This is a genomic window from Citrobacter sp. Cy070 (genome assembly GCF_030332245.1).
GTDB lineage: Bacteria > Pseudomonadota > Gammaproteobacteria > Enterobacterales > Enterobacteriaceae > Citrobacter > Citrobacter youngae.
On sequence record NZ_JAOWIG010000048.1, the window covers coordinates 65,127 to 78,449 of the forward strand.

The following is a 13,323-nucleotide window of genomic DNA, read 5'->3' on the forward strand; positions in this document are numbered from 1 at the left end:
ACTTGAAGTATGACGAGGCTAACCGCTCCGGCGCGAGTACGCCGGAGCAGGGAAAAGATTAGCGTGGCAGGGCGGTTCCCCACTGACGCCATTCTTTCGGCTCACTCTCCAGTAGCAGGAAGTGTTTACCCGCCTGCGCTTTCGGTGCCAGTGGCGTACCTGGTGGGGTGGCAAACGCGATACCACCGCGAATGAATTGATTGAAGGTACCTGTCTTCACGACGCCGCCGGTGAGGCCGAAATCGAGATTGTATCCAGATGCCAGCCAGAACACGGAGTTATTGCGCACCAGGTGCTGGTAGCGCTGACTGATGCGCATGGCCACCATCACGCGATCGGACAGTGAACCCAGCGTCAGACCCGTGACGGTCCCCACTTCAATACCTCTGAACAGAACCGGAGTACCAATATTGAGTGATCCTGCTTCTGGCGCTTCTACCACAATACTCAGACCATCAAGGTAGCGTGAATCAGTAATCGTCGCTTCCTGCAGTTCAAAATCACGGCGCGGGTTACCGCGCCCTGGTTCCACGTTAATGTATGGCTGTAAGATAGTATCCAGATGCTCTACACCTGCCGCCGAAATTTGCGGGGTAATTACCGAAAATCGTGTACCGCTTCGCGCGAAGGTCTGCACGTATTCCGGATACAACACCGCTTTGGCTTGCACTTCGTTACGGCTGGTGAGCAGTTCAAGGGTCTGGATCTGACCAATATCAATCCCCAGGTAGCGAATTGGCATCCCTGCGGCGAGTTTCCCGGCGTCGAATGCGTGCAGAGTAATCTGTCCACCTACCGCACGTGCAGCGGTCTCTGACGCGTACAAAATACGCTTGTCGCCTTTGCGCTGGCTGGCGCTGGCACCGCTCAGGTTATCGAAGCTTATCGCCCCTTTTAGCGCCCGCGACAGGGGAGATGCCTGTACGGTCAGGCCGCTGCCGTTAAGCTGAACTTTTGCGCCACCTTCAGCCCAGAACACGCTGTTGCTGGTTAACAGATTGCGGTATTCCGGTTTGATATGCAGATCGATATCAAACGCGTCGGCACGAGGGCGTACGCTAATGACTTCACCGACGTCGAATTTACGGTATAGCACCACTGACCCGGCCTGCACATCCGGTAGTGTCTCGGCGCTCAGGCTGACGGTGGTGGTGGGCAGATCGCTCAGGCTGTTCTCAATTGCTTTTTCGAGGTTTGCATACAGTGGATAGCTTTTTTTCATTTCACCTTTGGTACCAGGCAAAATGCGAATACCGCCGCTTATCCATTCGCTGGCGCTGGCGCCAAGGAACTCAACGCCATCAATGCCCACTTTGACATCCACTCGACTATTAACCACGAATTTGCTGTCACCTTGCACCAGTGCACGATGCTGCGGCTCGATAGCCACGATAAATGAAACGCCATCGCTTGATAGCTTACGTTCGATAACCTGACCGACCTGCACGCCATGAAGGATCAGCGGCTGGCCAGCATCGATGCCGTAACTTTCCGGGGCGGTCAGCGTAAGTGTCATAACGCCGGGATCATGAAGCAGGGACTGTTCACCGGGGATCACCACAAACTGACTACGTGGCTCGCCTTCGCCGGGCACCAGTTCAAACGTTTTCCCTGTTAACAGCGAGCTCAGGCTCATATCGTTTAATGATAATTTGGGGCTTTGTAACTCAATGCGCGTGCCGTCGCGCAGCAGCGTTACAACGCTGGGGTCGACGGTCATTTCACCAGTGACTTTACCGCCTGGATTCAAATCCAGCCTGGTCAGTTGACCGACTTCTAGGCCCTGATACATCAGCGGGGTTGATCCAGCCTTCAGGCCATCGCCGCTGGGTAGTTCCAGTTTGACGATCACGCCACGTTGGCTGTGGGCGAGATCCTGATATAACCCAAACGTGTCGTCGGCGGCGGCAGGTTGTGAATCTTCTGGGGAGTCAAAGGCTATGGCGCCATTGACCAGCGCGGCCAGACTTTCCAGTTTTACCTTTGCGCCGCTCAGGCTGACATCCGCATTCACGCCAGACACATTCCAGAAACGACTGCCTTTTTTCACCAGATTGGTAAAGCGGCGCTCAATCAGTACATCGATGGTTACACCCTGATGATTGGGGTTGATGGTGTAGTCATAGACCCGGCCTACCGGGATCTTGCGGAAATAAACCAACGAACCGCTGTTGAGAGAACCGAGGTCGGATGCTTGCAGGTGCAACATCAAATCGCCATTATTCAGCCGATATTTTGGCTGCGTGTCGAGCGCGACGAAATGATCTTCCGGCTCGCCGGTGCCCGGCATCATCCCGATATAGTTCCCGCCAACCAGTGCATCGAGACCAGAAACGCCCGCCAGTGATGCCTTCGGCGTGACCAGCCAGAATTGTGTGTCTTTGCGCAGGGCATCTTTCATGGTGGACTTAATGCTGACTCGAACTTCAATTTTGCGCAGATCTTTACTCAGGCTGATATCCTGCACCGTGCCAACTTCGACACCCTGATAGCGCACGGGCGTGCGTCCTGGGACAATACCGTCCGCGGACATAAAGTCGATGGTCACGGTATTGCCACGATCTTCATAGCTGCCCCAGATGAGCCATCCTGCAATCATCAGTGCGATGAACGGCAGCAGCCAGAACGGAGAGATACGGCGTTTTGTTTTAATCTGCGCTTCAATCTGCGAAGCGGGCGTTTCCTGACTCATGTGCATCCCAAAGTAAGCGGCTGTCCAGCCATTCCACTGCAAGAATAGTCAATATTACCGCTGCACCGAAATAAAACGCAGCCGGTCCCATAGTAAAAGCAAGTATCTGATCGCGATTTATCAGCGACATGGTTAAGGCGATAACAAACAAGTCCAGCATCGACCAGCGACCAATCCAGGTCACCATACGGAGTAGCAGGATGCGGGTGCGCAACCCTTGTTCACATTTAAACTGGATACTGAACAACAACGTAAACATCACAATCACTTTGGTGAAGGGCACCAGGATACTGGCGATAAAAACAATGGCTGCTACACCAACGTTGCTGTTCGCCAGGGACATGATGCCTGTCAGGATAGTGTCTTCCTGGCGGGCACCGTTAACATAAATTACCGAGATGGGCAGCAGATTAGCAGGCAGCAACAGGACAATCGAGGCCAGCAGAGCTGCCCAGCACTTTTGGATGCTCTGATTTCTGCGCCAGCGTAATGGAATATGGCAACGGGGACAGCGGCCTCGGGCATCAGGATAACCTGTAAAGTGACAACCGAGGCAAACACGAAGCTGTCCGTCGGGGCGGCGTGCGGGCCTTTGTGGATAAAAGCGTTCCCATAATTGCTCAACATTGAGGTGCGACAGCGTCAAAATGCTCAGGATCACCAGCGCAATAAAAGCATAGAGTCCCACTCCAGGCAGCAGAAAAGCGTAGTCCTGCACTTTGATCGAGGCGACGCCGATACCGACAAGATAGATATCAAGCATGACCCACTCTTTAAGCCTTTCCAGCATCAATAATACTGGGCGCAGGTTCATACCGAGAATATTGCCAAACCATAAATAAGCGATTGATGAAACGAGTATTACAGGAGCGCCAATGACGCAAAACATCACGAAGGATGCCGTCAGCGGATCGCCTTGCCGGGTCATCTGCCAGATGCCCTGTACCACATTCGCGTCAATGCGTATGCCTAATAGATAGATGTGCAGCAGCGGCTCTCCCCACGCAAAGGGCATCAGTAACAGCATGGTGAAAGCCATTGCTGCCAGTCGCGTTAACGACCAGTCACGGCCGTCACGAATTTTGGCCTCACAGCGTGGGCAGAATGCACTTTGGTGCGAACGCATTTTCGGCAAGCTAAACAGCAGGTCACATTCAGGGCATCGTTGGTAATGCGCACGGGGTAGCGCTTCACCAATGGATCTGATCGCTATTTTTTTAGTCGGCGTGATGCGTGGATGAGTAAGGGCCATGTATCGCGAATCAAGTGTTGAAGTAATGTTATCTTAACCCATGATGGGAATGATCTTGAGCATTTACGCATTTAATGTTTATTTTAGTAGGCTGCAGTTTTAAGTAAGACAACTAAGTGATTACATAATGAACAAAATAGAGCTATACACGGATCTGAACCGTGATTTTCAGGCATTAATGGCAGGTGAAACCAGTTTTCTGGCAACGTTGGCGAATACCAGCGCGTTATTGTACGAACGTCTTGCAGAAGTGAACTGGGCAGGTTTTTACCTGCTTGAGAACACTACGCTGGTGCTCGGTCCCTTCCAGGGGAAAATCGCCTGCGTACGCATCCCGGTAGGGCGCGGCGTGTGCGGTACTGCGGTGGCGCAGAACCAGGTTCAGCGTATAGAGGACGTGCATGCCTTTGATGGCCATATCGCTTGCGATGCCGCCAGCAATGCGGAAATCGTTCTGCCGATTACGGTTGAGAATCAAATTATCGGCGTGCTGGACATTGATAGCACAGCGTTTGGTCGCTTTACAGAAGAAGATGAACAGGGTCTGCGGACGCTTGTGGCACAGCTTGAAACCGTGCTTGCAACGACGGATTACAAAAAATTCTTTGCGACCGTCGCAGGATAATCAACGGATAACGTAGCAATTACTGATGACGTCATTATAATGACGCCTGTTCATGCCTGCGCTTGTTGGCTACGTCCGTTGTAATCAGGAAATTTCATGGAAAATCAACCTAAGTTGAATAGCAGTAAAGAAGTCATCGCGTTTCTGGCCGAACGCTTCCCGCAGTGTTTTAGTGCGGAAGGCGAAGCGCGCCCACTGAAAATTGGCATTTTTCAGGATCTGGTAGAGCGTGTTGAGGGCGAAATGAACCTCAGCAAGACACAGCTCCGCTCTGCCTTACGTCTCTATACTTCAAGCTGGCGCTATCTGTATGGCGTTAAATTGGGCGCAACGCGTGTCGATCTTGACGGCAACCCTTGTGGTGAGCTGGATGAGCAGCACGTTGAACATGCGCGCAAACAGCTGGAAGAAGCTAAAGCCCGCGTTCAGGCGCAACGTGCAGAGCAACAGGCGAAAAAACGCGAAGCGGCCGCTGCTGCCGGTGAAAAAGAAGACGCACCGCGTCGCGAGCGCAAGCCGCGTCCTGCTCCGCGTCGTAAGGAAGGCGCAGAGCGTAAACCTCGCGCTGAAAAACCAGCAGCAAAAGCACCGCGTGCTCCTCGTGAAGAACAGCATACCCCGGTATCTGATATTTCAGTGCTGACGGTAGGGCAGTCTCTGAAGGTGAAAGCAGGTAATAATGCGATGGATGCCACCGTATTAGAAATCACCAAAGATGGCGTCCGTGTACAGCTGAATTCGGGTATGTCTTTGATTGTACGCGCAGAACACCTGGTGTTCTGAAACGGAGGCCAGGCCTGGCATGAACACTTTTTTTAGGCTTACTGCGTTAGCTGGTCTGCTTGCATTTGCAGGCCAGGCACTCGCTGTGGAAGACATTACGCGTGCCGATCAAATCCCCGTTTTAAAGGAAGAAACCCAGCATGCGACGGTAAGCGAACGTGTGACATCGCGTTTTACGCGTTCACACTATCGCCAGTTCGATCTGGATCAGGCGTTTTCGGCGAAAATTTTTGACCGCTATTTGAATCTGCTCGACTACAGCCACAACGTGCTGTTGGCGAGCGATATCGAACAGTTTGCAAAAAAGAAAACGGTCCTCGGTGATGAACTGCGCAGCGGTAAGCTGGATGTCTTTTACGATCTCTATAATCTGGCGCAAAAGCGCCGGTTTGAACGTTATCAGTACGCATTAGGCGTACTGGCACGTCCAATGGATTTCACTGGTAACGACAACTTTAACCTCGACCGGAGTAAAGCTCCGTGGCCGAAAAGCGAAGCAGAGCTAAATGCGCTGTGGGACGGCAAGGTTAAATTTGACGAACTCAGCCTGAAGCTGACCGGTAAAACCGACGCTGAAATTCGCGAAACGCTGACGCGCCGCTACAAGTTTGCGATTCGCCGTCTGGCGCAGACCAATAGCGAAGATGTGTTTTCTCTGGCGATGACGGCTTTTGCCCGTGAAATCGACCCGCATACTAACTATCTTTCTCCACGCAATACCGAACAGTTCAATACGGAAATGAGCTTGTCTCTTGAAGGTATTGGCGCAGTGCTGCAAATGGATGATGACTACACCGTCATTAACTCCATGGTTGCGGGCGGCCCGGCAGCCAAGAGCAAAGCGATAAGTGTTGGCGACCGTATTGTCGGCGTAGGCCAGACCGGAAAAGGTATGGTCGACGTGATTGGCTGGCGTCTGGATGATGTTGTCGCGCTGATCAAAGGACCAAAAGGCAGTAAAGTTCGCCTCGAAATCCTGCCTGCCGGTAAGGGAACCAAGACGCGCATCGTCACGTTAACGCGTGAACGCATTCGTCTCGAAGACCGCGCTGTTAAAATGTCGGTGAAAACCGTTGGTAAAGAAAAAGTCGGCGTACTGGATATTCCTGGTTTCTATGTTGGCCTGACGGATGACGTCAAAGTTCAGCTGCAGAAACTGGAAAAACAGAATGTCAGCAGCGTGATTATCGACCTGCGTACCAATGGTGGTGGCGCACTGACCGAAGCGGTCTCGCTTTCCGGTCTGTTTATCCCTTCTGGTCCGGTGGTTCAGGTTCGTGATAACAACGGCAAGGTGCGCGAAGACAGCGATACTGATGGCGTTGTTTACTACAAAGGTCCGCTGGTGGTACTGGTTGACCGCTTCAGTGCTTCGGCATCAGAGATTTTCGCTGCGGCAATGCAGGATTACGGCCGTGGACTGATTGTCGGTGAACCGACGTTTGGTAAGGGTACCGTACAGCAGTATCGTTCTCTGAACCGTATTTACGATCAGATGCTGCGTCCGGAATGGCCGGCGCTGGGTTCTGTTCAGTACACGATCCAGAAATTCTACCGCGTAAACGGTGGCAGCACGCAGCGTAAGGGCGTTACGCCGGATATCATCATGCCGACAGGTAATGAAGAAACTGAAACTGGCGAGAAGTTCGAAGATAACGCACTGCCGTGGGACAGCATTGATGCTGCGACCTACACTAAGTCAGATAATCTGACGCCGTTCGGACCTGAATTGCTGAAAGAGCACAATGCACGTATTGCGAACGATCCTGAGTTCCAGTACATCATGAAGGACATTGCGCGTTTCAATGCGATGAAGGATAAGCGCAACATCGCTTCTCTGAATTACGCTCAGCGTGAAAAAGAGAATAACGAAGATGACGCAATGCGTCTGGCGCGTATCAATGATCGGTTTAAACGTGAAGGCAAACCACCATTGAAGAAACTGGACGATCTGCCGAAGGATTACCAGGAGCCGGATCCGTACCTGGATGAAACGGTAAAAATCGCGCTCGACCTGGCGCATCTTGAGAAAGAGAAGCCAGCGGAACAGCCCGCAACCAGTCAATAACCTCGAACAGGCACAAGAAATTGTGCCTGTTTTTTTAACAAGTGCATGAAGACGTCAGCCTGATACGATAAAATGTAAAGTTGTGTCTTTCTGGTGACTTAGCACCTATGGATGCTTGAAAATAGTCATAAGACCCATACGATATGGGTAATCGCATAGTGCGTTTTGTTAAATTGAGGTTAAAAGAAAATTATGATGCGAATCGCGCTCTTCCTGCTGACGAACCTGGCTGTGATGGTCGTTTTCGGGCTGGTATTGAGCCTGACAGGGATCCAGTCAAGCAGCGTTCAAGGCTTGTTGATCATGGCACTGCTGTTTGGTTTTGGTGGTTCCTTCATTTCGCTGCTGATGTCCAAATGGATGGCGTTAAAGTCCGTTGGCGGGGAAGTTATTGAGCAGCCGCGTAATGAAAGAGAACGCTGGCTGATGAATACAGTCGCGAATCAGGCCCGCCAGGCCGGGATCGCTATGCCGCAGGTTGCAATCTACCACGCGCCAGATATTAACGCGTTTGCGACCGGTGCCCGCCGGGATGCCTCGCTGGTGGCTGTAAGTACTGGCCTGTTGCAAAATATGAGCCCGGATGAAGCCGAAGCCGTTATCGCGCATGAGATCAGCCACATTGCTAATGGCGATATGGTGACCATGACGTTAATTCAGGGTGTGGTGAACACCTTTGTTATCTTTATCTCGCGTATTCTGGCGCAGATTGCCGCTGGGTTTATGGGCGGTAACCGCGATGAAGGAGAGGGTAGCAACGGTAACCCGTTAATCTACTTTGCGGTAGCGACGGTACTGGAGCTGGTATTTGGTATTCTGGCGAGCATTATTACGATGTGGTTCTCTCGTCATCGTGAATTCCATGCGGATGCCGGTTCTGCAAAACTGGTGGGGCGTGAAAAAATGATCGCCGCGCTGCAGCGCCTGAAAACCAGCTATGAGCCGCAGGAAGCGACCAGTATGATGGCGTTCTGCATCAACGGTAAATCCAAATCGTTGAGTGAGCTGTTTATGACTCACCCCCCTTTGGACAAACGTATTGAAGCGCTGCGCAGTGGGGAATACCTGAAGTAAGTTACCTGTATTGATAAAAGGGTCACATCGTGACCCTTTATTTATTAGCCCCAAACTACCGCCGATAGTGGGAGTATGGTCATATCCCGAGGAAAATGCTATGCAGGTGGATTAATTTCAGGGAAAGTGGTTTTAACGTATGCAATAAATTTTTCATATGTGGAATTAATAGCCACTCTAACTGAATTATTGCGGCCCTCCCCCTTAAAACTGCCCGTCTCAGTATGACAGGATTTTACAAAATCATTTGCAACTATAATAGCCTGTCCGAAAAAAGTAGAAGTAAAATCCTTATCAAACAAAATATTCTTATTTAAGTTTGTAGTGAAAGCCTTATATAAGGATAATGTCAGCTCGCGGTCATTTACTGGTAACTCCTGAAGCCGTTGATTCATATATTCATTAAAAGCAGGTTGCTCAAGCCTGGCGATGCTAGCGTCACTGATATGCACTGATCGAGAGGACGACAGAAATCTTTTGATAATTTGGCCTGCTGCATTACCTTGCTCACTAATTGCCATATTAATGTCAGATGTACTATATTCGGTGTTCAATATGTTAGCTAAAGAGGTCCTGATTGTATCAACATCAAGATTTGTAGTCTGTCTGACCGGTGACTCATTCAATTTAGTATATTTATTAAGCATTGCATTGAAAACAGGATTTATTGTATCAGCATCGACCATTTCTGCACAGGTTTCTACGCAGTTAATAACTGCTTTACCATTTTCGACCTGAGCAACAAAATTGGTTTTAAATTCCTTTATTTTGTCTTTTAGAACATTATAAGCCTCTAAATTTTTCCCGCTAAGAGAATCAGTTTTGTATCGATTTTCAAAGGTTATTATGGCTCTATTCATATTTGAGGCTGTGTTTACCTCAAATTTTACACGATTTTCATTTAGAGTCATGATACCTCTATTATTGAACGAATGTATCGGAATATCTACACGATTAGCATTACTACGCGCCAAATCTGCTGTTGTTTTTTGAAGGGTTTTGCTAATGCTAATATTTTTAGGGACATTAGCGATAGCTGATAAACATGCGGACAGTAAATTATGGTTCTTAACTTCTCTTTGCCTGTTAAAATCACTTTTATAATGGCTATAAACATTGTGTGAGTATGTTTTAACTGCACTTGGCATATACATCTCCATATGATTTTGTTAATCATCAAGTTTCACGTGTATGATGGTATCACTGTTGACGGATTTCTTTCAAAAAGTGCCTCAATTTTTTATTTGGCAACCTGAGCGCTAATCTTCTAAATTTTTATTTATTTATTTCAACAATAAATGCGGTGATAATTATAGGAAAACAATTATCTATTATTTGTATGGATCTGAATTTATTATGGACAATGAAAATGATGTGTTGATGGAGGATCTTCTCAGCAAGATCTCTGAAGAAAATCGCGAACAGTTTATTGAAGATTTATTTGAGTCTGGCGCTACCCGCAAACAGCTGTATGGCATTCCAGATAGCCTGATGAACGGTTTCTACGCCTGTGCATACGAGTATTACCAAAAAGGAGAAATTGATAAAGCGGAGCACTTTTTTAAATTTTTAATGATGTATGACTTCTATAATCCTGATTACGCATTTGGCCTGGCCGCCGTTTATCAGCTAAAGCAGGACTACAAACATGCACTGGATATCTATGCAATTGCCTATGCGCTTGATGATGACAATCTGCGCGCCATTTTTGAAGCAGGGCAATGCTATATGCACTTGCATAACTATTCGAAAGCACGCGACTCATTTGAAGAGGTCGTGGCTCACGAAAAGGATCCTGAGCTGGTCAAGCGTGCCGAAGTGTATCTTAAAGCGCTAACAAAGATTAACGACAGTGATGAGGATCATAACCATGTACGGAATAACAAATAAGCCTGTCACGCTGGTTACCCAGCAGGTAACCAGTGAAGGTGATGTCGAAAGAGCAACTACCGCGAAAAAGGACATTAGTTCTACAAGCAGCAGCGATGGAAATGCGGCGCAGAAAATAGTCCAGGAAAAATTGGTTACGCGCGCAGAGAAATCGGTTATGACCAGTGAATCATGGAAACCAACGTTGCGTTCCCCTGAAAGTGTGACGCTGCGATCATCCCTGCAAGCTGAATCGCAGTCAGGTGAGACCAATAGTGCGATGCCTGGAGGGAGCGCACAATCATCGACCTATTCCCTCGCCGTTGTTTTGGCCACGTTAGCGGTAAAACTGGGTGATTCAGCTGTGGTAGGGCAGTTGTTTCGCGCTACGGCGACACAGTTGATGGGAAAAGGATCCTCCGCAGCACTTAACCAGGCTTCACAAGATGTTGAGAATGCACAGCAGGCAGTTACACAGGCAAACTCAGATTACACTGAGGCCGCCAGGGAGAAAGAAAAGGCTGACAGTAAGTTGACTGCAGCTGAAAAGGCGCTGGAAAGTGCCGATCAGAACCTGAAGTCTGCAAATAGCGAGCTTGCTGACGCGAAAGAAGATGCTGAGAGGATTTATCAGGTGGCGGTCAAGGGCTTTACCATTGATCCCAATGAATTGAGCGAGGCCCAGGACCGCGTGAAGAAAGCGCAACAGGCGGTGGATAAGGCTTCGGAGGGGTACCAAACGGCGCTGAATACCAGAGACAATGCGCGAGAGGCGGTAAAATCTGCCACCGCAAATATGGAGCAAAAGCAGCAAGTGCTGGTGGCGGCAAATCAGACGTCAGCTGCGGCGGAGGATCGCTTAAGCACCCTGACGGCTAAAATTCAGAACATGAACAACACCAGTAAAGTTAACAACGCCAGTGATACCGGCGGGATTAATTCAGTTGACCTTATGATGGCACAGTTAGTGACTATTTTAGGTAAATGTAACGAAGAAACCTTAAAGACGAATATGGAGCTGGCAAAAAGTCAGCAGTCAGCCAAACAGGCTGAACTGGCAAAGGAAACTGAGAAATCAGATAAAATCGCGGAAAAACAAAAAAGGATGCATAAGATTTTTGGTGCTATCAGTAAAGTAATTATGTGTGTGACGATGATAGCCGGTGCCATTTCAGCACTATTTACCGGTGGTGTTATGGCAATTTTGTTTGTTGCCAGCACGGCCCTTATGATATCGGATCAAATTACGAAAGCGGCAACGGGTGAGTCCTTTATGGCGAAAGCGATGAATGCCGTTGTGAGCGAATTTGCTAAAATGTTTGAAGCTATGGGAGCGGATGAGCTTGTTGCCTCTATTCTTGCATCAATAACGATGTTATTAACAACAATTGTCGCTATGGTAGTGCTGGGGGGCGGGGCAAAATTATTGGGTAATAAATTCGCAAGCAATATGACAAACTCGGTGTTGCGAGGCTTGTCAAATCACGGAGAATCAGGTGCTGGACGCATTGTAAAAATAGTGTCTAAACATACATTCAGAACTTCGCTAGCAGCCAGCGGCATTAATAATGGCGCTTATTCAATTACCAGCGGTGTTTATGAACAACAACGCGATGATATTTCAGCGAAGCTGATCGAAATTATGAAAGATAATGACTTTGTCAAAAAATTTATGGATATGGTCGTGGAAAACTACAGCAATACAATGAAAACCATGAATGCGATTATTAAAAATGAAACGGAAGCAACGGGTATGTCTATGCAGGCGGGTAAGCAAATTCTGGCACATACCCGTGCGTAATTATCATAGAAACGGAGATAAATAGCATGGTTGGATCGATTAATTCAGTAGTAACGGGCAATGTATATCTTAATGCGGGTAATAATACGGATATTGTTCTGACGGAAACTACGCAGAACGTTAAAGATACGCAGGTCTACCAGACGTTAGTGAAATTGGTTAGCGATGGCTACAAAGGTGTGGGCGGGACTAAAGAAGACAAAGCCGCAGTACGTAATGAGGCTCAGCAACTTCTTAGTCAGTGAATCGCCACAGATAATCTAGACACTTCCGAGCCGCTGATAATATTGGTTTTCGTATTCAGTTGGTGGCATATGATCACTCGAACCATGCCGACGCTTACTGTTATAAAACATTTCGATGTAATCAAAAATATCACCGCGAGCTTCTTCTCGCGTTCCGTAGATCTTTTTCTTTATCCGTTCACGTTTCAGTAGCTGGAAAAAACTTTCTGCGACTGCGTTGTCATGACAGTTACCGCGACGGCTCATACTGCCCTCCAGCCCGTGTGATTTCAGGAACGACTGCCACTCATAGCTTGTGTACTGACTGCCTTGATCAGAATGAACCAGCACCTGCTTTTGAGGATTACGTCGCCACACGGCCATCAGAAGTGCATTCAGGACAATATCCTTTGTCATCCGGGGCTGCATTGACCAGCCAATAACTTTGCGCGAGAACAGGTCAACAACCACAGCCAGATACAGCCAGCCTTCGTGAGTCCGGATGTAGGTGATGTCCGTTACCCAACGCTCATCCGGTGCTTCCGGGTTGAACTGCCGCTGGAGCCTGTTGGGCGTCACGATGCTGGTTTCACCCTTACGTGCCCGTGGGCTACGGTACCCGACCTGAGCCCTTATCCCGGCACGCTTCATCAGTCGCCAGACACGATTAACTCCGCACTGTTGTCCGGTATCTCGCAGGTCGAGGTGGATCTTGCGATAACCATAAACGCAACCCGACTCCAGCCAGAACTGCTTTATCAGCCCCGTCAGCCTCAGGTCAGCATGATGCCGCCGTGAATCCGGCTGCTGAAGCCAGGCGTAAAAACCACTCGGATGCACATCCAGCACCCGACAAAGCAGTCGGACAGGCCAGCAATGGGTGTTGTCACGGATAAAGGCGTACCTCAGTCGGACAGCTTTGCGAAGTACGCCGC

At 49.0% G+C, this 13,323-nt stretch carries 11 protein-coding genes; 7 read left to right on the forward strand and 4 right to left on the reverse strand.

The features are described from left to right. Positions 1–58: 58 nt before the first annotated feature. Positions 59–2,692, reverse strand: coding sequence for a PqiB family protein (locus OGY19_RS05990; RefSeq protein ID WP_061068062.1), 2,634 nt, complete (start codon positions 2,690–2,692; stop codon positions 59–61). Beyond that, a complete protein-coding gene (yebS, locus tag OGY19_RS05995) occupies positions 2,661–3,944 on the reverse strand; it encodes a membrane integrity lipid transport subunit YebS (RefSeq protein ID WP_115601880.1) in 1,284 nt (427 codons plus the stop codon). The genes OGY19_RS05990 and yebS overlap by 32 nt, the downstream gene beginning before the upstream one ends. A 127-nt stretch (positions 3,945–4,071) precedes the next feature. Between yebS and msrC the strand changes: the two genes are divergently transcribed. From msrC to htpX, 4 genes are all read left to right on the forward strand, one after another. Beyond that, complete coding sequence (gene msrC / locus OGY19_RS06000) at positions 4,072–4,569, forward strand: free L-methionine (R)-S-oxide reductase MsrC (RefSeq protein ID WP_048211393.1); 498 nt, start codon at positions 4,072–4,074, stop codon at positions 4,567–4,569. Between the two features lie 96 nt (positions 4,570–4,665). Beyond that, the gene (gene proQ / locus OGY19_RS06005; RefSeq protein ID WP_003833781.1) at positions 4,666–5,352 is read left to right on the forward strand and encodes an RNA chaperone ProQ; all 687 of its coding nucleotides are present in this window, start codon (positions 4,666–4,668) and stop codon (positions 5,350–5,352) included. Between the two features lie 19 nt (positions 5,353–5,371). Continuing rightward, the gene (prc, locus tag OGY19_RS06010) at positions 5,372–7,420 is read left to right on the forward strand and encodes a carboxy terminal-processing peptidase (RefSeq protein WP_286596265.1); all 2,049 of its coding nucleotides are present in this window, start codon (positions 5,372–5,374) and stop codon (positions 7,418–7,420) included. A 192-nt stretch (positions 7,421–7,612) separates the two neighbouring features. Continuing rightward, on the forward strand, positions 7,613–8,494 hold the full coding sequence (gene htpX / locus OGY19_RS06015) for a protease HtpX (RefSeq protein WP_003034964.1): 882 nt from the start codon (positions 7,613–7,615) through the stop codon (positions 8,492–8,494). A 98-nt stretch (positions 8,495–8,592) separates the two neighbouring features. Here the strand turns inward: htpX and OGY19_RS06020 are convergent, their stop codons facing one another. Beyond that, positions 8,593–9,642 carry a hypothetical protein gene (locus tag OGY19_RS06020; protein ID WP_286596266.1) on the reverse strand — a complete coding sequence of 350 codons (1,050 nt, stop codon included), beginning with the start codon at positions 9,640–9,642 and terminating at the stop codon, positions 8,593–8,595. Between the two features lie 208 nt (positions 9,643–9,850). On the opposite strand from OGY19_RS06020, the gene OGY19_RS06025 reads away from it, so the two are divergent. Genes OGY19_RS06025 through OGY19_RS06035 form a run of 3 tightly spaced genes read left to right on the forward strand, consistent with a single transcriptional unit; the run spans position 9,851 to position 12,409 of the window. Then, the gene (locus OGY19_RS06025) at positions 9,851–10,384 is read left to right on the forward strand and encodes a SycD/LcrH family type III secretion system chaperone (protein WP_101742239.1); all 534 of its coding nucleotides are present in this window, start codon (positions 9,851–9,853) and stop codon (positions 10,382–10,384) included. Next, positions 10,365–12,164 (forward strand): type III secretion system translocon subunit SseC family protein, encoded by a 1,800-nt coding sequence (sctE, locus tag OGY19_RS06030; protein WP_286596267.1) that lies wholly within the window; start codon positions 10,365–10,367, stop codon positions 12,162–12,164. The genes OGY19_RS06025 and sctE overlap by 20 nt, the downstream gene beginning before the upstream one ends. Positions 12,165–12,190: 26 nt before the next feature. Next, positions 12,191–12,409, forward strand: a complete 219-nt coding sequence (locus tag OGY19_RS06035) for a hypothetical protein (protein ID WP_286596268.1) — start codon at positions 12,191–12,193, stop codon at positions 12,407–12,409. Positions 12,410–12,424: 15 nt separating this feature from the next. On the opposite strand, the gene OGY19_RS06040 is transcribed toward OGY19_RS06035, so the two are convergent. Then, the coding region (locus OGY19_RS06040) for an IS3 family transposase (protein ID WP_286596269.1) at positions 12,425–13,323 on the reverse strand (899 nt) is incomplete at its 5' end.

What these genes read in the sequence shown, in the direction of transcription:
- OGY19_RS05990 (WP_061068062.1), bottom strand. Translation starts at nt 2,692, where the DNA reads ATGAGTCAGGAAACGCCCGCTTCGCAGATTGAAGCGCAGATTAAAACA.
- yebS (WP_115601880.1), bottom strand. Translation starts at nt 3,944, where the DNA reads ATGGCCCTTACTCATCCACGCATCACGCCGACTAAAAAAATAGCGATC.
- msrC (WP_048211393.1), top strand. Translation starts at nt 4,072, where the DNA reads ATGAACAAAATAGAGCTATACACGGATCTGAACCGTGATTTTCAGGCA.
- proQ (WP_003833781.1), top strand. Translation starts at nt 4,666, where the DNA reads ATGGAAAATCAACCTAAGTTGAATAGCAGTAAAGAAGTCATCGCGTTT.
- prc (WP_286596265.1), top strand. Translation starts at nt 5,372, where the DNA reads ATGAACACTTTTTTTAGGCTTACTGCGTTAGCTGGTCTGCTTGCATTT.
- htpX (WP_003034964.1), top strand. Translation starts at nt 7,613, where the DNA reads ATGATGCGAATCGCGCTCTTCCTGCTGACGAACCTGGCTGTGATGGTC.
- OGY19_RS06020 (WP_286596266.1), bottom strand. Translation starts at nt 9,642, where the DNA reads ATGCCAAGTGCAGTTAAAACATACTCACACAATGTTTATAGCCATTAT.
- OGY19_RS06025 (WP_101742239.1), top strand. Translation starts at nt 9,851, where the DNA reads ATGGACAATGAAAATGATGTGTTGATGGAGGATCTTCTCAGCAAGATC.
- sctE (WP_286596267.1), top strand. Translation starts at nt 10,365, where the DNA reads ATGTACGGAATAACAAATAAGCCTGTCACGCTGGTTACCCAGCAGGTA.
- OGY19_RS06035 (WP_286596268.1), top strand. Translation starts at nt 12,191, where the DNA reads ATGGTTGGATCGATTAATTCAGTAGTAACGGGCAATGTATATCTTAAT.